Here is a 20,373-nt window from a genome sequence, read left to right on the forward strand (position 1 = left end):
ATGATTGCGTGCAACGTACAAGCAAATTTACAAGATGCTAGCAAAAGGGTCGCTGACTACGCGGTGGATACTTATCAGCAAACGCAAATACATACACTTGCGAACATGGTGTCATTTAAAACAGTCAATAAACAAGGTATTAAAGCGCCTGAAAATCCACAGTTTATTGGCTTTAAACAATTATTGAAAATGAAAGCTGCAGAACTTGGTTTAGATTATCAAGATCTGGGTTATACCGTATTAATTGGACTGGGGCAGCAGCGTGAGAAGGTGACCATTGTAACACATGGTGATGTGCAGCCAGCAGATGCAAAAAAATGGCAGAAAAGCCCTTATTTACTTGATATGACGTCACAGCCAGGCAAATTAATTGCCAGGGGCACCGAAGACGATAAAGGCCCTATTGCCACAGCGCTGTACGCAATGAAAGCAATAAAAGACAAAGGCATTACGCTAGAAAACCGTTTGGAACTGATGATTTATTTGGCTGAAGAGTCGGATTGGGCACCGCTTAAAGCGTTTATGAAAACTTACCAACAGCCTAAATACGCCATAACAATCGACGCAAGTTACCCTGTTGTGGTTGCGGAAAAAGGCTGGAGTTTAGTGACTCCGACATTTAATGCTACATCCGCGCAGACAGGTGTTTATGTATCACAATTAACGGGGGGCGCTTTTAAAAGTCAAATCCCAGAGGATGCGAGTGTTGTTTTGCATAATGCAAGCGAGGGTGTGATCACACAGTTAAAAGCAAAGGCAATGCAGCTAAGTGCAGCTAAATTTGCGTTCAATGTGGTCGCAGATGGGATAAAAATTTCGAGTAAGGGGGTATCAGCCCACTCCTCAGAACCAGCTGCGGGTGTCAATGCGATAGCTTACTTAGCAGCGTTACTCTCAGAGGTTGAACTTGAAAAGAATAGCGATGGCCAAGCACTCACTTTTGTAGGACAACTCATCGGCTTAGATTTACATGGTAAGCAATTTGGTAATATAGCTTATGAGCATGACTTTATGGGGCCTATGACAGTGTCGCCCACACTCATTGAGCGCAGTGGTAATATTGTGGAAGTGGCTATTAATTTACGCCGACCTGTTGGCAAAGAGAAAGCAATATTGGCGCATCAAATTAGTACCGCGGTGACAAAATGGCAGCAACAACACGGTGTGACACTTGCGAATATTACGGTTGATATAGGCGAACCGATGTTGCTTGATAATGCCCCTCATGCGCAAAAGTTACTCGATATATTTAAACATTATACCCAAGATGAAGATGCAGGGTTTGTATCAATTGGGGGGGGAACTAACGCCAAGCTGTTTGATAATGCGGTGAGCTTTGGTCCATCCATGCCCGGTAAAAAATATACTGGTCACTCTGAGCATGAATATTTAACGGTGGAACAAATTAAGTTAAATCTACGTATGTATACAGCAATGATGATGGAGCTGGGGAATATGTAACTGACTGTTATCACCAGTTAGCCTGAGCGCGCTAACATCTGTAAAGTCAGCATGTTCTGTTAAAGTATGCTGACTTTTTTGTATCTGGTAAATAGATGATATATAACCTGTAATCGACTGTAATACCCAAAAAACGATTTACTTGCTAAAACCATAGTCAAGCATAGGGGCACTATGCATTAACCATAGCAGGAGCAAATTATGTCGGATTCAGCAAGTAATGAGCAAAAACCGTCTCAGCGGGTGTTAAAAGCGGTAATGGGTCAAGAGGAAGCACTTGGCCCATTTTCTAATTTACCGGGAGTGTGGAAAAATACGGGGCAATTTAGTGGTCATGGTTGGAATATGATAGCGCTACCGTTTCCTACAGGTGAACTTGATTATCGGCTTCTAAATAATCAGTATAATGAAATACTTACCTTCCAATTGGTGGATAAAAACGTCCCGAACCGAGGTATGAATGGTGACCAAGAAGTAGAAACAATCGATTATGTGCAGCAAATAGAACAAATTGCAGCAGCTGATTTTCCTGATTCAGGGCTTGCTGGTGGATCTGGGCTTGCTATTCATCATGAACCGGGGCTGTGGCTGTATATGAAAAACCATACCACGGATGATCTCAATATCGCTCGATTATCAAGTATTCCCCATGGCGATTCATTGATGGCGTTAGGCCAAAGTGCACAAAGTAAGACTGGGTTTGAAATCCCCAAGATTAGTGGTTTACCGATAGGAGTTAATGATAATTTAGAAGAAAATCCATATTTGATACCTTACTTACATTTTCATAAACATTTATTTGAAAATGTGTTCGACCCGACGCAGCCTAATGATTTGCTAAATAAAGCAATTTTGCCTTTTTTCCAACAAGGTAAAGTGGCTAATGTCACACAGTTGAAAGTAGACTCTAGGCTCGCCAGCGGTGGGGTCAATAATATTCCATTTGTGGTACGCCAAGCCAATGCCGATCAAGTTGAAGCAACACTTTGGATATATGAACTGACAGAAAAGCACCCAAATGGTGAGCCTAAAATGTTACTGCAATATTCACAAATTGTCATGCTTGATTTCTTTGAGAGACGGGATGGTCAAGGCTTAATTAAATGGCCACATGTGAGCATTAATACGCTTGAAAAGCAGCCAACAAGTTAACTTGCTGAATACAGAGTGCCTCAGTATGGTTGTGGAACACGATTAAGTGAGTCATAGCTTTGTTTTTTGGTACTCATATTGAACATGGTTTTCAAACACCGAATTCTGTAGTTTTTATATAGCAAGGTGTCTCTATGAATTTCCAGATAGGCTTTTACTTTTTTTGCCTCTGCCGAGAGGTCTGGATGCAGGTGACTTAAAACGTTAAACTAATTGAGTGTGAATACTTTTATTTAAGGCCGGAGATGACCAACAAGATACAACTGAGTAACCATGGCTTTGTTGATGATGTGTCAATTTTGATTGCGCAAGCGAAACAACGCACAGCAATTGCAGTAAATAATGAACTGACGCTACTGTATTGGCATGTTGGTCAGCGGATCAGCCAAGAGGTGCTTGCAGGAGAGCGGGCAGATTATGGCAAACAGGTTGTATCTACTTTATCTAAGTCGCTAACAGCACAATTTGGTAGAGGTTGAGGTCAACGCAACTTAATGCAAATGGTTAAATTTTAAGATGTTTTTAGAGAGTTATCAATTGTGCAGACAGTGTCTGCACAATTGAGCTGGAGCCATTTTGTTATTTTAAGTAACCTCAGGTTTGGATAAGGGTTTTGGAATAGGAAATATTTTGTAAACAAACTTACGTACAACCCAATGATGATATTTTGTTCAATATCAAGGTGCTTTTATGCAGTAATAGCGGGCAATTGCAAATGAAAGCAACGCCGAGAGTGAGAAAATAGCTTTATTGGGCAAATTCCACTTATCCAGAGCTGAGGTTAAGTAGCATTCATGACCCGATAAAGCGTGATTTCTATACTACGATGGCAATTCAAGAACGTTGGTCAACACGGACACTTGACGAACGAATTGGCGCTGTTATGTTTGAACGCACAGCCATAGCCAAAAAGCCAGATGATGCTATTGTGTCTGAGCTGTCAGAATTGCGTGCATCAGGGCAATTTAATCAAGAATTGGTGCTGAAAGACCCTCATATATTAGACTTTTTAGAGTTGAATGATCGTTACTTAGAAAAAGATCTTGAAGATGCTATTTTACGTGACATTGAGCAATTTTTATTAGAACTTGGATCTGGTTTTACCTTCATCGCCAGACAAAAGCGTATTCAGATAGACAATGATGATTTTTATATTGATTTATTGTTTTATAACCGCAAGTTAAAGCGCTTAGTAGCCATCGATTTGAAGCTTGAGAAGTTTAAGCACAGCCATAAGAGCCAAATGGAACTGTACTTGAGTTGGCTCAATAAATATGAAGTAGAAGAAGATGAAAATCCACCTTTAGGGATCATTCTGTGCACCAGTAAAAAATAAGAGCAAATCGAATTGTTAGGCATGGAGCAAGGCGATATTCATGTTGCTGAGTACCTGACTAATTTAGTCTCTATGGAGCAGCTGGAACAGCGCCTCCATCATTCTATAGCCAAAGCAAAACAGCGCTTAGATTTACACCATAAAGATACATAGAAAACGCTAAGCCAGTTGCCTTTAAGAGCGCTATCAGCTTGTTCAAGATCGGGTAAACATACTACGGTGGGTTTTTTATCAAGCGGAGTGGGTATTTGGGCAAGCATGGATCCCAAACACCTCATTCCTCAGTTTTGGGATGACGGCAGGGGGAAGTTTTGAGCTGAATTTAGTAAAAATGCTTAGTAATCGAAGTGCTGTTACACATTCCGTCGTCCTGAAAAGTGAGGTACGAACTTGTTCAGGAACCACATAACTTAACACCGTTTTTTATATAGGTAGAAGTGGGCATTTGGCTAAGTATGGCTCCTAAATATCGAACACCTAAGTGTTACCATTAAACGCACGTTGTTTGCGCATCGTCATGAAATTACATACTATGTTACCGTTTTTTTATAAGGAGAGCCAAGCAGTTGCTGGGCGTAAGGACAATGGCAGTACCTAATTATCAAGCATTTATGCAACCATTATTGCATGTTTTAAATACGCAGTACCCTCACCCTGTGAAGCTGAGTGAGATTGAAAATAAAGTATATACTCAGCTTAACCTCACAGCTGAGGAATTGAAACAGCGCATACCCAGCGGTAAACAAACCTATTCAAATCATCGCTTAAATTGGGCAAAAACCTATTTAGTACAAGCGGGGCTTATCACACAGCCGAAGCGTGCCTATTGTGTTATCAGTGATGCTGGTAAAGCAGCTTTGAGCTGTGGTGAGCAAATAAATAATGCATATTTAAAGCAATTTTCGTCATTTGAAGATTTTGTTCGACGCTCAAAAAAAGCTGATGTCGTATTCTGTGAAAATGTGACGCAAAAGCCGGTGGAGAGCGATGAGCAAACCCCACAAGAGGTCATCGAATCAGCTGTTGAAACAATGAATACCTCATTACGTGATGAGTTACTTAATTCAATATTGGCAGCCAGCCCGCTATTTTTTGAAAACCTTGTGGTCGATTTAATGCTGGCTATGGGTTATGGCGGCTCTCGTCAAGATGCAGGGCAAGCCACCCAATATACGCAAGACGGCGGCATTGACGGTATTATCAAAGAAGATAAGCTCGGCCTTGAAATGATTTACTTACAAGCTAAGCGATACACTGATAAAACGGTTGGCCGGCCAGATATTCAAGCCTTTGCGGGGGCACTTGATATGCATCGTGCAAAAAAAGGGGTATTTATCACCACCAGTGGTTTTAGTAAAGAAGCCAAAGCATACGTAAACATGATTGAAAAACGCATTGTGCTAGTCGATGGCGAGCAGCTTAGTGCACTGATGCTCAGCCACAATTTAGGGGTGAGTACCAAGTATCGATTTGAAGTTAAAGCACTTGATAGTGATTACTTTTTAGAGTCATAAATATAATGCTCGCGTTTTAAAGTCACCATGGAATGAATAAAAACAATAAAATAGGAGGCAAATATGACTCAAGCAGAATATCTCGGTAGAGTAAAAAAAGGGAGTAATGATGATCCGGTAATTAGCGAAATTAATTGGTTAATATGCGAGATCTACCTTCCCGCACATAATAAAATGAATAAACTGAGTAAATTGACCCGAAGCCTATCGGTGTTATTTGTTATTTGGGCTTTGACCTTGTTAAGTTACTTTTGTGCATCCGAACTGTTTAAAGGTTTAGCGATATTCTCGCAAACTGTATTGTGGGATGGCTATGACTTTAATTGGATGATATTGAGTAGCGTCCCCTCTATATTATTAGCTATCGCAGTAAGCTTCAGAAATTTCCCCTTTAATAGCAAAACTAAAAAAGATAAATGGCAGAAAACACAATCTTGTATGTTATGCCTATTTAACGTGCCATTTTTTGTGATCTTATTGATTGGGTTCAGTAAGGAGACTGCGGCTGTCGCCGGGTTATTATGTTTTGCTGGCTTCTTTATCACTTATATGTGCAATAGGCTGTTTGGTTATACCTCAAGTTCAATTCGCAACCAAACGCTTGTTCATCACTTGGAGCGCTTAAAGCGTGAATATGAAATTGCGTGTAGTCAGGGTAGTAAGAGCGATTTACCTTATATACAAGAACAAACGTTTGCACATTTATTTGAAATAGTTGAGCAAGGCACCAACCGAAGAGACAAAGAAGTGATGGGCGACCATTATAAAGTACATGATAGCGCGGTGAGTTGGATTAAGGGATTAAGGAAGTAACATGGCTACGAAATATTTATTAGATTTAATTAAAGAAGAATATCGTGACGACTTTATCTCTTTGGATACGCATGAAGATCAAGAATACAAAGAGTTTTGGCAATTTGAGGCACGAGATAAGTTACTTGAAAAGTTACAAAATTTTGTTTTAGATGCACAAGCTTATAAAAGTAGTCGGGTTAAAAATAAAACTTGGCTCTCACACAATGCAATATTAGTGAATGGTACAAGAGGAACAGGTAAAACGGTTTTTTTAAGAAATTGCCAAGCTATGTGGCGGGTACATTGTCAGCAAAACACGAACTTTGCGACATCCAGTATTTATTTTCTGCCCGCAATAGATCCCACGATGCTGATTGACCAAGATAACTTTGCCAATGTGATCATAGCGCAAATTTACAGTGACGTAGAGTCGTGTCTTACTGGTGAAACGAGCCATTCACCAATACGTGAAATCGATGAAGCAACTAAAAGTGGCTTTTACAAGGCATTACAGAAACTGGCTGATTCATTAGGAAAAAAGGAAGAATTTGACGGCTGTACAGGCATAGATAAAATCTTGCAATATAAATCGGGGATCAGTGTTGAAAAGCATTTTCACAGTTATGTAGAAAGTGCTTTACATATATTGGGTTGTAATGCTTTAGCGTTACCCATTGATGATGTTGATATGGCACTGGGTCGGGCTTATGAAGTGGTTGATGAGGTTAGACGTTTATTAGGCTGCCCATATATCATACCCATTGTGAGCGGTGATTACAGTCTCTATGAACAAATGGTGGGTATTCACTTTGATGAAAAAGCGTACAGGAAAGATACTCAAGATGGGTTACAAGTAGAAAAAGGGAAAGAACTCGCTGGTGATTTAACCAAGGCCTATTTGACCAAAGTGTTTCCGAGCCAAATGCGGATCACGCTACTACCGATACACTATATTTATCCGACACTGCGCTTTAAAGCCGCACCAGATAGTAGTGCACCAGATAAAAGTATGCGAGATAAACAAAGTCAGTATTATGAGTATCGTGATTATGTTAAAAGTATTTACGCTGAATTTTACCCGCTTTGTTTAAACGAAGAAGTTTTACATCATTGGCCCAAACCTGAATTTGCCCGTGAATTTACACAACTGGCGCGTGCTATTCCACCTAATGAGTTAGTGCTGGCAAAGACGGATAAATCGCTAAGCTATAAACTGTGGAAAAACTACATCAACTGGGCTGAGCAAAAACAAGAAGGCCTAGCGTATACCAATGCAAACTCTTATTTAACCTTTAAGAATGGCTCTGAAAATGACTTATTTAATATATTGGACTTACCGAGTTTTAATCCAAAGAAGCAGATTAAACAAGATCATATTCAGTGGGCGGACAAGCGGTTCTTACGTTCTCAAATGCATGCATTGGGTATTGAAAGTAATCAAGAAGCAGCAGAGCTAAAAGGTGATAAGGGCGTTGATGGCTGGAAAAAAGATAATGTAGCGTTATTGAAGGCGGCATTTACCTATACCGATAGAGCACTTATGAGTATGCCGCCGCTGGAGTTCTATCACCCCAAAAGTATGGTGTCTAAACAGCTGCAAATTTCTACTACAGCTGATGTAGTAGCGACTTTGCAGCCAACCAAAGGTGTCGATGGCTCAGTTGCTAAAAAAGAGCAAGAGCAAACAAGAGTTGCTAGCTGTAGTTTGGATGGACTCTTGGTGACCTTATATACCCAAGAAGATGCGTACTCAACGTTAGTAAATAATTATCGGTTTGTTTGCTTAAGCAGAGCGTTTGAGGTTTTGGTGTATTCATTTTTAATGCCTGACAGTGGGTTAAAGGTGGCAGATAACGTAAGAGGCATTTTAAATCGCAGGCCTTTTTATAGCATCTTTAATATGTCACCGACAAAAGCTCTTGAAGATGAAAGAATTGAGGATAAAGATGAGTTTACGCTTGTTCGTAATATGGATGATTCGGGTGCGATTGGAAAAGATGCCATTTGTGATGTGCTTGAAGTTGAAATTTTAAACTGGCGTAATAAACACCAAGCCTTGTTTGAGGGTATAAGCGGTGAAAAACTCATTCCCATCTTTGCTTATATGTTTAATAAGACGTTTACCGCATTTCATTCGTTTAGATTTAATAATTTCATTAAAGGGAGCAGTTACGAGAACGAGTATTTGACCGATCATATAAAACGCTTTGAGTATATGCTCGTTAATGCAGCTCGTACCGCAATGATAGAAAGTACAGCCGTGCACGCCAGTGTTGCAATTACACCACGACAGCAAACGATTAGAGATCCTAAAGAGTTTAGAAAATATGACCGAACGCTCGGTCGAAATACCGCCCTATTAGAAGCACAGGAAGCGGATGAAGATAGCGTCAAGCGATTATTTATCAATAGTTTAAAGGATCACCCGCTGTTTACTTTAATAAGAGCAGATGAGATGAATGACTCGGTTATTCCACGAAGAGTGAAGCTGGGGGAAATCCAAAAAGAAAAATTGTCTGAGCTTGTAGTGAAACCCCGTATTAATGATCCTAGAAATGTAGAGTATGAAGCAAGCAAGAAGCGACTGGAGAGGCTTAGGGGAGAAAGCATTACCTCAAAGCAACCACCTAGTGTTATTGCAGGGATTGCAGATTATATTGTGGACAATAGCCTACATGATTTAGCTCAATGTTGGCCAAACTTGACAGTCATAAGAAAGCATATTAAATACACGCCAGCATTAGATAAGTTGTACGCAAATATAACAGGGAGATCATTCTTTGGTTTTAATACACTTGAAAAAATTAATGGAGATTTCATTAATAATGTATTAGTGGTGATAAAAGATGTGGTTGAGAAGCATCGATCATGATTTTAATTAACGATGTTCAGCTGTGTGACATTGCCTTTTTATCCTCTGATAGCGCGATTGAACAATTGCATAAAAAGGGTGTATTGGGGCATGTATTTTTCAGCAATTTGACGCGTTACATTGCAAATTATCAGCCCTATATTCAGCGTAACTTACGTAAAGAAGATATTGTAAATCAGCTACTTGCATTTGGTTATGATAAAGCTGGAGTAACCATTCAGTCGGTATTATCTCGCTTAGCCAATACCTTTTTAGAGTGGCAGGGAGATCATTTTGATGTAAAGCCACATAAGCTAGAACATTGGTTAGAGCTGTTGTCACTAGTTGATGGCAGTTGGATTATTGCGCAAGCTTACACGGATATAGCACAAGACTATCAGATTGGTGGTCACGATATTATAGAGTGCGTGATTTCACGGCAATGCCCTCATGCATTTACCAATGAAGAACTACAAAAGCCATATGCTGACAATCATGTGCATTTAGGTGGGCATGGTCACATAGGGCCGTCATTACTGAGCTTTGCGCTATATGGTGAGTCGCTGCCAAATACCGGTTGGCCTACACGACCTGAATATACCTTATTTGAGAGCGGCCACTATGCAAAGGATAGCTTACCACGCTGGTGCGATGTGTTAGGTGGTCAGTTAATTGAGCGTGCTTTTACAAGTGAAGCAAGTGATACGCCAATTGATACCTCCGTGACCCAATTTGAGCCGTCTACTCAGTTGGGTTTATATTACTTACGTACTCAAGGCGCATCTAATTTGGCACAAAAAGCGTTTATGAGCGCACATAAGCGGCCAATTCGTTCTGATAGACGTTGGTTGTTGTTTTGCCTAGGGGTGCTTAATACGTCAGCGCCCAACATGGCGGCACAATTTGTGCGAGTAGCGAATGTCCTGCGTAATTATATGGTCGTATGGGGGACGGGGCTGAGTCAGTTTGTGGAAACATCTAATTTTAGTGCTAGAAAACAGCGAAATCGGCCTAATCAAATGACTCACATGTTTGATAGTTTATCTGCGGATATTGAGCAAAGCACTTTTCGGGAGTTTCGTATTGCGCCTAATTTGCTATTAGATAAACAAGCAAAGTTAGACTCCAAGATACTTCACTTAGCTTTGTCGTCAGCCTATAAACACGCTTTAGCTGAAAATATCCATTTTGTGGTGCACTTTTCTCGTAGTTTAAAGCACCATGGTATCAAGCGTGACGATCGTTATCATAAGTCGCTTCGGGCTCAGATAAAACAACAAGTGGGCGCATTGCAGCGGTTTAAGGGCTCGGTCACTTTTTCGGATCAAGATGTTCAAACATTTGATGCAAATCGGCTTTTAAAAGCACCGCAAAGTATTGATTTACGCAAAGCTATTCGCGGATATGACGTAGCAGGCAATGAAAATGACTTGCCCATAGAAGTATTTGCTCCTGCACTGCGAGTTATTCGAAGTGCAAAACATCCAACGGTTGATATTTTCAGTAAACGCTTTCAACGACCATTTTTAACGGTGCATGCAGGGGAAGATTTTAGCCATTTATTATCTGGGTTAAGAGCCGTTGATGAAGCTGTTTACTTTTGTGATTTTAAAGCGGGTGATAGGCTGGGCCATGCACTGGCTTTGGGCGTTATACCTACACTTTGGGCAAATAGGCAGCGGGTGGCCTATGTGACTTTGGGAGATCATGTAGATAATTTGGTATGGGGATATCAAAAAGCATTGGAAGTGGTTCAAAAAGCCCCGCGTTTTACTGGGGTGTTACATTTATTACAAGAAAAAATTAACTATTGGTCTGGCAAACTACATGAAGAGGATGTTTATACCACTCGTACTCTTTATGAGGCATGGAAATTGAGACGCAATTGTCCTGAGACATTGAAATTAAGTACAGAGCATCATGCCATTCCAGAGGTGCATGCTTTAAACCCAGGTTATCAGCATTGGGTTGTGGATTTTAACCCTAAGCAGACTGGTTCTCTGTCTGAAAAAGAAATGACGTTATGGAGAAAGTATATTCTGGCTCATGTGAGACAGGATGCATACTATCAATTAAGAAAGACCCCTGTCATTATTGATTGTTTAGCCAAACAAAGTGGAGAGCCTTATCGCGTTGATGAAGGGCGATTCTATGACTCTATATCGGCCGCAGAATTAGAATTATTTGAAGCTATTCAAGATCTTCAAATGGAAAAATATGCAGCACAAGAAATAATGATAGAGGCGTGCCCAACATCAAATATATATATCGGTCGATTTGAGCACTACCATGAACATCCTATTTTCAGGTGGGATCCACCAGAGCAAGCATGGTTAAATACTGGGAGCAAATTCAACCGATTTGGTTTACGAAAAGGCGCTGTTCCAGTGTGTGTTAATACTGATGATGCAGCGCTAATGCCAACCACAATTCAAAATGAGCATCGCGTTTTGCAAAAATCGGCGGTAGAGCATTTTGAGGTAGGCATTAATAAAGCGCAAAGCTGGATTGAAAAAATTCGCGAAACTGGAATGAATACATTTCTACGAAACCATCTTGAGTGGGTGAATAAATAAGGGGTCATTCACTCTATTTAATTAAGAGAGTATATGGAATTATTTACATTTTTAAATGCGCTAGATAAAGACTTAATCGCTAAAAATACCAAAATACACCTTGCTGTTAATAATGGTGATGAGAATCCGTTAGATATGTATTTTGCTGATAGGTTTGACGCATGGCAAGCGGTGCAAAATAAGCAAAACTTTAATCGCCATTATATTGTGGCATTAATACAACTGCCCGAATCAAATACCTGGCTATTTGTTGGTGTCTACCGTGTTATTGCCAACCGTTGGGCGGATGATCATTATGTGTATACGACAGAAAAATTAAAAGGCACAAGTGATTATGCAGGCCGGTTAAAAGTCGCGTTTCAGCGTACAGGCAGGCAATCTTACCTATTGGCAGAGAATTGGTGCGACGATATGACGGTGCATACATTAATGCCAGAGAGATTGGCGGTTGAGCATTTCAAAGGGTATCAATTTACAAAGCTGTCAAAAGCGCATCTAGATATTATTGTGAAGCAACAAGTACAAAGTTGGAAAACGGCATTAGAAAGTGTGTCTGGGGTGTATTTAATTACCGACCTAGCAAGTGGTAAGCATTATGTTGGAAGTGCAACGGGTTGCGAAGGTATTTGGCAGCGTTGGTGTGACTACTCAAAGCATGGTCATGGATACAATGAACGTTTAATTGAGGTATTGGAGGTTCATGGGCCTGATTATGCTCATCACTTTCAATTTAGTATATTAGAAATCGCAGATACGCAAATGACTGCGGATTATATTCGCACACGAGAAGGCATTGGAAAGATGTATTGGGTAGCCGTGTTTTTGGATATAATGGCAATTGAGTAATTCAATATTGATGACTTGCAGGTAAGTTATATTTAAGGTGCTAAAGTTAACGAGCAGAGCCACAATATATAATAAAAAAGGAATTAATATGACTGGGTTAATCGCCCCCGAAGCAAAAGTCGCTGGTAAAGTTTTTTCGGCGTTAAAAAAGCGCTCTGAGCAACGCCAGCAAGAGCAGATCCTGTCGATGTTAGAGAGCAACATGCTGTCTATTGAACAAGCAAAATTAAAAAGCCCGAGTTACTTGGCGTGTATAATTCGTACGATTGAAGCTGTGGAGCGCGCATCTGTTGAAGCCAAAGTGAATGCGCTAAAAAACTTATTTATTGTCAGTGAAACCCAAGGAATTATTGAGCGCCAACCTGATTTTTATCAAGAAATATTGGCGATTTTTTCTGAGCTATCTTATCGCGAGATCATGATTTTACACTATTTGTCGGAAGGGGGCTTACCTTACACTGACGACTTACACGTTAAAGAACCAGAGCGAGTGGCTGATGATGACAGTTTACCAAACCCGCATGAGCAATACTCAGACGCACTCGATCATTGTGTACGAGAACTCAATGTAAAAAGGGATGTAGTGGGTGCATTACTCGGTAGATTGTCACGCACTGGGTTAATTGGTAATGCTGAAGAATGGACCTCTCTAGTCTATTTTTTCACCCCCCTTTACCGTGATTTAAAGCTGTTTTTCTCGCATGAATATTACCAATCTTAATGCGCTATTCACACTTGTTTATTGGTGGTGCACGCTAAGTTGATGCTTGAAATTTATTTGGTGTATGAGCTTGTTCAGAATGCGTATGATTAATGGTAAGTTGAACGTATCTATCGTGGTATCAGAACCACTTAAAAACACTGGAAAGTTAGATAAAAAACGGTGCTAATTTAGCACCGTTTTTTTTAAGTATACAGCTCATTTGTAAGCGGAGGAATTATGACTTATTGCATCATAATTATGCTTTCCCATTTGGGTTGAGTGTTTTAGAAATCAAATAAATCAGTTGTTCCTTATGCGCAGCGCTGACCGTGTCACCTTTACGGCGCTTGATCATATCTTTAATTTCTTTCAGGTTGTAACGGGCCAGTGCTTGAATGCTTTGCTGGCTTGCACCTTGCTTGTCGTTATTGGCAATTTTTATTAAACGATTTACATATTCACGTTGTAGATTGCGTCTAAAGCTATTAACGTCTTTTCTTGCATCGACTTTGAAAATCGCATTCGTCAATTCAGCAAATACTTCATCTAATTTAAATTCGTTACCATACAGTTCGGTATCTACAATACGTTTTAACACAACAGGGTGAAGCACATGATTGAGCACCGATTTTTGTGTGCGTAATGCCATATCATGAAACTTTGGATCTTCTGTTTTTGAGTAGTTAAAGAAGAAACGGCGTTGAGTTTGCAGGTGTTGTGCCAGCGCTTGATCGACAGAGAATGCATTTGGTGCGAACACAAAATTACTTAATGCTTGCATAGCACGTCGTTGTTCTTTTTCAGGCACGGGTGTGAATGGGGTCTTTGCATTTTTTTGACCCGCAAAATCACGCTCTACGTATACGCCGCCAATATAGCGAGAAATTACACCTACATTGTTGTGATATTCACGGTTTAGTAGCGCGTAGTCGGTCACTAAGCCTTGATAAGATTCACCTTCAACAATAGAGCGATTTAATAAATCGGAGACCAGTATATTTACTGTTTCTAAACGATCGGTGGCGTAGCCGATTGCGTCATTTGATAAGTCATAAATATTAACGCGTGGGTCGATGGCTTTGCCTGGTGCACGCATATCATCCGCATCGTTGCCAAACGCATTACCCAGTTCAGTTGAGCGCGCTAAGATTTTATTTAAGCGTTGTTGCTCTGCGTGCGCATTGTCTAGTGCACTAGAGTAACCATATTCAATGGCCCAGTTATCATATGGGCCAGTCATAGTGGTGTAGTACAACCCTTGCTTCTTTCCATGCGGGGCAAAGTTAATCGCCGGATATTCCATGACAGACCCAGTCAGAGGAAGGTTGTCACTTGGCATAATTGATTGCACTTTGTCTTTTGAATGCAATTGGCTTGAACGCATATTGTGGTTTAACCCAAGCGTATGACCCACTTCATGTAGCACCAAATAATGTAAGTACTCGCTGATAAAGCGTGCTTTATCAGCACTGCTCGCTGAAGAGGCATTTAAGGCTGCTTGTCCAAATTGTGCTGATTCGAACAATGCTGAGTGGTCATGATGGTCGTTAGATGTTGTTGCTTGTGTGCCACTGAATAAATCAAGTGTATCTAAACGGCGTCTAAAGCTTGATAGCTCAAGCATAATATCTGACCCTAGGATCTGGCCTGTTTTTGGGTTTGCAAAACTAGGACCATAGCCTGAAAAGCGCACTTTTGGAGACGATGTCCAACGCATTACATTGTAACGTAAATCTCCTGCATCCCATTTAGCATCATCAGGCTGTACCTTCACTACGATGGCGTTTTTAAATCCCGCTTTTTCAAATGCAGGGTTCCACGCTAATGCTGCCTGTTTGATTGTGTCTCGGTATTCTAGTGGTGTGGTGTTCTCAATCCACCAAACAATGGGCTCTATCGGTTCAGATACTGCGGCGTTTGGATCTTTTTTCTCTAAGTGCCAGCGATTAATGACATCACGATATGGGGTCGGGTCTTGAAGTGATGTCATATCATATTTTGTTTGACCAAAATAACCAATACGGGGGTCATCAAAACGGGCCTTGAAACTATTTTCCGGCATAGGGACTAGGCTGTGGCGCACATGAATATTAATACTTCGATCGTCAGTAAAGGCAAAATCCGCGCTAGTTGGTCTGGTAACCGTCGGTCTTACTGGGGCACCGTTATCATAAACATATTCAATGCTTAAATCGGTATTTTTAGGGTAGTTATGCAGTGCTAAATATTTTGTTTTATCTTTGCTTAACTTACCAAGTGTCCGGCGTTTTCCCGGTTTCTGCTTGGGGTTTTTAGATGGTTTTATTTGCTTAAGGGCTTCTGTCAAAAAAATACTTTTGGCATCAATGAGGATATCGCCGCTTTTTTCATCGTGTGCTTTAATCTTTACGCTGGCAACAATTGGGCGGTTAATATTTGCATCTTTGGCACCGCTAACTGCGTTGTTAGGATCAAAATAAAAATGTTGATTTTCAGCGCGAATTTCAATGCGATTAAAGACGCGATTGAATGTATAAACAGTGCCGCCGTGGTAGTTTCCTCTGAACCCAAAGTCACCAGAACCATCTAGTATTTGGGCAAAGTGTATAAACTCGCTGTTCAGTTGTGATTCGTTTAACTGTAGTAAAACGGCGCCTGATTTATTACTTTGAAATAAGGTAAAAAGACCTTCGTGCTTAGTATGGTTTTTAGTGAGGTCAGCAATCGTTTGCTGCTTCTTATTTTCAGCTTTTGTGGTTTGTTTGTCAGATGCATAAGCTGGCAGGCTGCATAGTGATGTGCTGATGCATGCAGCAATGCCAAGTGCGATCGTTTTTTTATGAAAAGTCATAGATATTCCTAACAGGTACAATATCTAGAATATAACGTGTTATGAGCCTAATAGGTGAGAAAGTACGGCGAAATTCATAAAAATAGGGTGAACTGGGAAGCTTGAATATTAACTAACCGGATAATGATGATCAGTGCTAAACCAATCATCATTAAGGATGGGTTAAATTGGGCTGTTCATTATTTAGTGTGGTTAAAATTTACCAGATGGCGGCCAGTTTGGATTATCTATTTCATCCTCACCCACAGCTGTATCTGCTTCCATGGCAATGGATTTCGGCACATTGTCTTTTGGGATCACCACCTCTACCAAGAAATTGGTATCTGGATTAGCACGAATTTCCTCCATAACATTGAGTAATTCTCCTAATTGACTGACTTTACGGCCTTGTCCACCAAAAGCATCGGTTAAATTGGCGATATTCCAACTTGGCAGCTCATTATAAGGGTACACTTCATCTAAGAGTGGGTCTTTATAATCGACTGGCGGTGTTCTAAAAGGATTTGGATTAACTAGGTATTGCTCAATACCATAAATGCCATTGGCAATAACAAATACCACCGTATTTTGTCCGTAGGCATGTTGATCTGCAACGGCCTGACACGTTTCGTGAAATGCGCCATCGCCCACGACTACAATGGCGCGTTTGTCTGGATAAGCGCATTTAACCCCGGTGCCAGCTGGCACCGAGTAGCCAATAGATAGCCAAGAAGCCTGCGCTACAAACCCATTTTGACTTGGAATTTTTACACTTTGGGCACCGATAAGTGGAAAGCCAGCATCGACCACCATGATATCATCTGTGCAAAGCCATTGGCCTAAAGTATGGTAAAAATTGTCATACCCGAGTGTGTTTTGAGCATGGTACTGGGTGGCTAAGAGGGGAGGCTGTTGTTTTAGTCGTAGGCCCGAAAATGGAGCGTTTTTTTGTATTTCGAGTTCAGAAAAAGCGACAATAAGTTGATCTAAATAGTCGCTAAGCTGTACTGATGGATAAAACTCAGCACCAACATGTACACCGTCATGGGCTGCCAAAACCGTTTTGTCGCTGCGTATGTCTTCATTACCTGTATCTTTTCCGGTGGTCCAAGCGCCAATACCAATGAGTGCGCCTTCATCACCAACCAGTGTATCAATTTCTTCATTTTTAAGTGTGACACAGCCTTCAAACCAAGGATGAGTTTCAGCAATGACAGACTTACTCATTGCAGACGTCACGAAATGAATATGGTTTGCCGGCAGTGTATTGCTGGTGTTGATCACATCTAACAAAGCCAAAAACTTATCTTGTAGCCCATAACGTTGTAGCTCTACGCCAGCCCAAAAAATACTTTTTGGCCGCTTTAACATCATATTAATGGTTGCTTTTGCTGCATTAGCCGCTTCACTGATGGTTATTGTGGCATTCACACCACTGCTGAGTTTTCCTGTTGGTTTTACGCAGGGGGTTCGCCACACATCTTCAGCGACTTCAAAATAGATAGGTCGCTTTTGAGTGAGCATAGCGGTAATTGCAGAGTCTATTTGAAAAGGGGCTTGCTGTGCGTTAGTTATACGCTCAGCGGCTACCGTAATAGGCTTAAACATATGAATATCAACAAATTGATACCCGGTTGTATGTGAATAAAGTAAACCAGTTTGTTTTGATATTTGATCTTCTTTATTGGTTGGTGCGCCATTAATAAGTATGACCGGGACTTGTTCAACAAATGAGCCAGCGATGGTGTTTAGTAAGCTAAAAGCACCAACGCTATAGGTAACATACAACGCACTGACACCTTTTAGTCTCGCATACGCATCAGCAGCAAATCCTGCACAAATCTCATTAGCATTACCGGAAATAGTAATTGGCGTTTCTTTATCGGCTAAAATAGTATCGAGCAAAGCGGCTGTATAATTACCTGCTACGCCAAACATTTGTTCAACACCAATTTCTTCGAGGCGATCTTTTAAATAATCAGCAACACAATATTCATTGATAACGTTATTCATTGCAGCTCCTTGAATTGGATCAAAAAAGGCGGCAAAAATACCGCCTGTTATCGAGGGAAGTTATGGTTTGTCAAAATAGGTTAAATTCACCCCTATTACCGTGTGTTCGTCGAGGTGTTTATCAATTGGCGCATCACTTGTTGAAAATTGACCATCAATGTATTGGTTGATCAGTTTTGCTGAATTTTCTTCATATACAGCTTTAATTGCGGTTGAAGGAGAAACATGTGTTGTGCTTTCATATACTTCACTTAAAGGCGCCAGTCCAAATCCACGTTCAAGTACCAGATCTGTTGAACGCAGTGCACCTTCAACCCAACCTTGATAATCAGAAAATGCTTCACCGCAGGTGAATAAGTTAGGAAGAGGCTCAATTAAATCTTCCATGACTTGTCTGTCGTTTGCGCCTACGGCCCATTGGTGTACACCGTAGCCAAATTGTTGGCTTACAGGAAGATCAAAATTTACGCTGCCTTCCCAAATTCGTGCACTGGTTAATATAGGCTCTGGCACATAGTGGGTATTGAAGATTTCTTTGAAGAACTTAGTTGCCTGTTGCACCACGGCAACTGAAGCGGGATACATGTCACTGGGGACATTCTCTACCGATTGTTCTTGTTTCGGGTTATGATAAAGTTCGCCTTTGTTTTGTAATGCACTCCAAAAGTTAATGTTTAAATAATCACAGTAAATGGTGAGTGCGGCGGGGCGTTCGTATTTTTGACTATTGATAGCATCAAGTTGATGTTGCACACTTTTACTGGGGTCGGTATCTCTTTCTTCATACATAAGTGCCGCTGCAAGCTCATCGTTTACGGCATAAAATGGATAAACAGATCCCGTGGGTAAGTCGGCAAAGTTGGGTCCAAACTCAACCGCTGGACGGCCTGTTATCCCTCGACCCCACCAAGCATTATCATAATATAGGTTAATTTTTAGCAATGGCTGATTGGACGCGGTTTGCAGTGTATTCCAGAGTTTTTCACTGTGCTCTTTAGGCAATCGATTAAATGCATTTGATTTTACAAACAAGCGTTCTAACGCTAAGCGTGGTAATCCTAGAATAACTTTTTCAGCATGGACTTGGCTGCGGTGTTCGCCACCTTGTTCATCTATGTGGATATAGTGCAATATATATTTTCCAGATGCCTCGTCGTGATCAATTTCTTCAATACTGGTCTGTAAGTGAATGCGCTCAGTACCAATCTGATCAACAAGTGCGTTAGGTAATGTACTAAAGCCATCCTTAAAAGTTCTAAATTGTACATCTGCAGGAAAATCTTCTAACAATTGATAAGCGACACCAGCATTCATTTTCGATAAAAAAGTGCCGTTGAAGCCCAATACGCGATATAGCATGGTGATACATTCTTGGCTGTAACCCATATCTGAGAATAAGTCCCATAAAGTCCATTCATTCAGACCTTTATCTTGCCACTGACAATCTAAGCGAAATGCCTGCCAAAATTCAGGACCGCGTACTTCAGGGCGCGCATCAAAATGTGGATTAGCTTGTAAAATTCGGTTAAATACTACATTGATGATGTCTTTCGGATTAACGCCTTGTTCAGATGGCGCCAAATTGTACAACTCGGACCAAATAGCATAATTATCTTGCTGTGCATCTGTAACAGAGAAGCTCTCGCCACGAAAATATAGACGGTTGTTTCCATCACTGTTCATAGGAAAAGGAACTATTTGATCCTGTAGATCCAACGACAAAAAGAGTGCCATTAAATCATCCATTCCCTCGAATAAGAAGCGCATGCCGCCTTGCTCTTCTTTGACGGTAATGAACTCAGGTTGACCTTCTCCTGTATGTTGGTTTTTAAAGTTAATGAGATCGGAGTCTAAGCGACCCCCTGTTCTATCTGAGCGTTCGAATATCGCGAAGTCTTGTGTTTTATGTTCTTTTTCTAACCGCCACGCGCTATATAGACCTGACATACCAGCACCAACAACCGCCACCTTTACCGATTTCGGGATCGTTTTAGACTTTATCTCGTTACCAAATTTATAATGGGTCATGATAGTTCCTTATATGGATGAGAGGAGATAACACATTGATGTAGATAGCTCCTTGTTGTTAATTTTTGTCCAGTGTTTCTATTTTTTAGATTTGTAACTTTACCTTTTGTTTACAAATTTTTGAGCATATAAACTTTAGTTCATACTTAGCGAAAAAGTAATTACAGCAGGTTACATTTTTATATTCTTGCTTAGGCTATTGTTTTCTAATGAAATATATATTTTGATTTTAAATCAAGGTATTATGTTTTTCGGTATGTGTAGAAGTAGTGAGAATAATGAGCAGTCA

14 protein-coding genes are annotated in these 20,373 nt (G+C 40.6%); 11 read left to right on the forward strand and 3 right to left on the reverse strand.

The features are described 5' to 3' along the window. The 11 genes from J8L97_RS07075 (at position 1) to J8L97_RS07120 (ending at position 13,252) form a co-directional block, all read left to right on the forward strand. The gene (locus tag J8L97_RS07075) at positions 1-1,461 is read left to right on the forward strand and encodes a dipeptidase (protein ID WP_247688569.1); all 1,461 of its coding nucleotides are present in this window, start codon (positions 1-3) and stop codon (positions 1,459-1,461) included. 201 nt (positions 1,462-1,662) lie between these two features. Next, positions 1,663-2,613 carry a heme-binding protein gene (locus J8L97_RS07080; RefSeq protein WP_211048393.1) on the forward strand — a complete coding sequence of 317 codons (951 nt, stop codon included), beginning with the start codon at positions 1,663-1,665 and terminating at the stop codon, positions 2,611-2,613. Positions 2,614-2,858: 245 nt separating this feature from the next. Next, positions 2,859-3,092, forward strand: coding sequence for a DUF1016 N-terminal domain-containing protein (locus tag J8L97_RS07085; RefSeq protein WP_247688566.1), 234 nt, complete (start codon positions 2,859-2,861; stop codon positions 3,090-3,092). Positions 3,093-3,439: 347 nt separating this feature from the next. Further along, positions 3,440-3,949 (forward strand): PDDEXK nuclease domain-containing protein, encoded by a 510-nt coding sequence (locus tag J8L97_RS07090; RefSeq protein ID WP_247688567.1) that lies wholly within the window; start codon positions 3,440-3,442, stop codon positions 3,947-3,949. A 21-nt stretch (positions 3,950-3,970) separates the two neighbouring features. Next, the gene (locus tag J8L97_RS23765) at positions 3,971-4,102 is read left to right on the forward strand and encodes a hypothetical protein (protein ID WP_282098507.1); all 132 of its coding nucleotides are present in this window, start codon (positions 3,971-3,973) and stop codon (positions 4,100-4,102) included. Positions 4,103-4,533: 431 nt separating this feature from the next. Then, positions 4,534-5,463, forward strand: coding sequence for a restriction endonuclease (locus tag J8L97_RS07095; RefSeq protein ID WP_211048394.1), 930 nt, complete (start codon positions 4,534-4,536; stop codon positions 5,461-5,463). Positions 5,464-5,526: 63 nt separating this feature from the next. Next, positions 5,527-6,276, forward strand: coding sequence for a hypothetical protein (locus J8L97_RS07100; protein WP_211048395.1), 750 nt, complete (start codon positions 5,527-5,529; stop codon positions 6,274-6,276). 1 nt (position 6,277) lies between these two features. Then, positions 6,278-9,130 carry an antiviral RADAR system adenosine triphosphatase RdrA gene (rdrA, locus tag J8L97_RS07105; protein WP_211048396.1) on the forward strand — a complete coding sequence of 951 codons (2,853 nt, stop codon included), beginning with the start codon at positions 6,278-6,280 and terminating at the stop codon, positions 9,128-9,130. Then, positions 9,127-11,685 (forward strand): antiviral RADAR system adenosine deaminase RdrB, encoded by a 2,559-nt coding sequence (gene rdrB, locus J8L97_RS07110; RefSeq protein ID WP_211048397.1) that lies wholly within the window; start codon positions 9,127-9,129, stop codon positions 11,683-11,685. Before rdrA ends, rdrB begins: the two co-directional genes overlap by 4 nt. 33 nt (positions 11,686-11,718) lie before the next feature. Then, positions 11,719-12,531, forward strand: coding sequence for a GIY-YIG nuclease family protein (locus J8L97_RS07115; RefSeq protein WP_211048398.1), 813 nt, complete (start codon positions 11,719-11,721; stop codon positions 12,529-12,531). A gap of 88 nt (positions 12,532-12,619) precedes the next feature. After that, the gene (locus J8L97_RS07120) at positions 12,620-13,252 is read left to right on the forward strand and encodes a hypothetical protein (RefSeq protein ID WP_211048399.1); all 633 of its coding nucleotides are present in this window, start codon (positions 12,620-12,622) and stop codon (positions 13,250-13,252) included. 238 nt (positions 13,253-13,490) lie between these two features. On the opposite strand, the gene J8L97_RS07125 is transcribed toward J8L97_RS07120, so the two are convergent. From J8L97_RS07125 to J8L97_RS07135, 3 genes are all read right to left on the reverse strand, one after another. Then, positions 13,491-16,064, reverse strand: coding sequence for a zinc-dependent metalloprotease (locus tag J8L97_RS07125; protein WP_211048401.1), 2,574 nt, complete (start codon positions 16,062-16,064; stop codon positions 13,491-13,493). 192 nt (positions 16,065-16,256) lie between these two features. Next, complete coding sequence (locus tag J8L97_RS07130) at positions 16,257-18,056, reverse strand: alpha-keto acid decarboxylase family protein (RefSeq protein ID WP_211048403.1); 1,800 nt, start codon at positions 18,054-18,056, stop codon at positions 16,257-16,259. Positions 18,057-18,116: 60 nt separating this feature from the next. Next, positions 18,117-20,084, reverse strand: coding sequence for an FAD-dependent L-amino acid oxidase (locus tag J8L97_RS07135; protein ID WP_211048405.1), 1,968 nt, complete (start codon positions 20,082-20,084; stop codon positions 18,117-18,119). Positions 20,085-20,373: the final 289 nt, after the last annotated feature.

The organism is Pseudoalteromonas sp. MMG012, from assembly GCF_018100875.1.
Classification (GTDB): domain Bacteria; phylum Pseudomonadota; class Gammaproteobacteria; order Enterobacterales; family Alteromonadaceae; genus Pseudoalteromonas; species Pseudoalteromonas aurantia.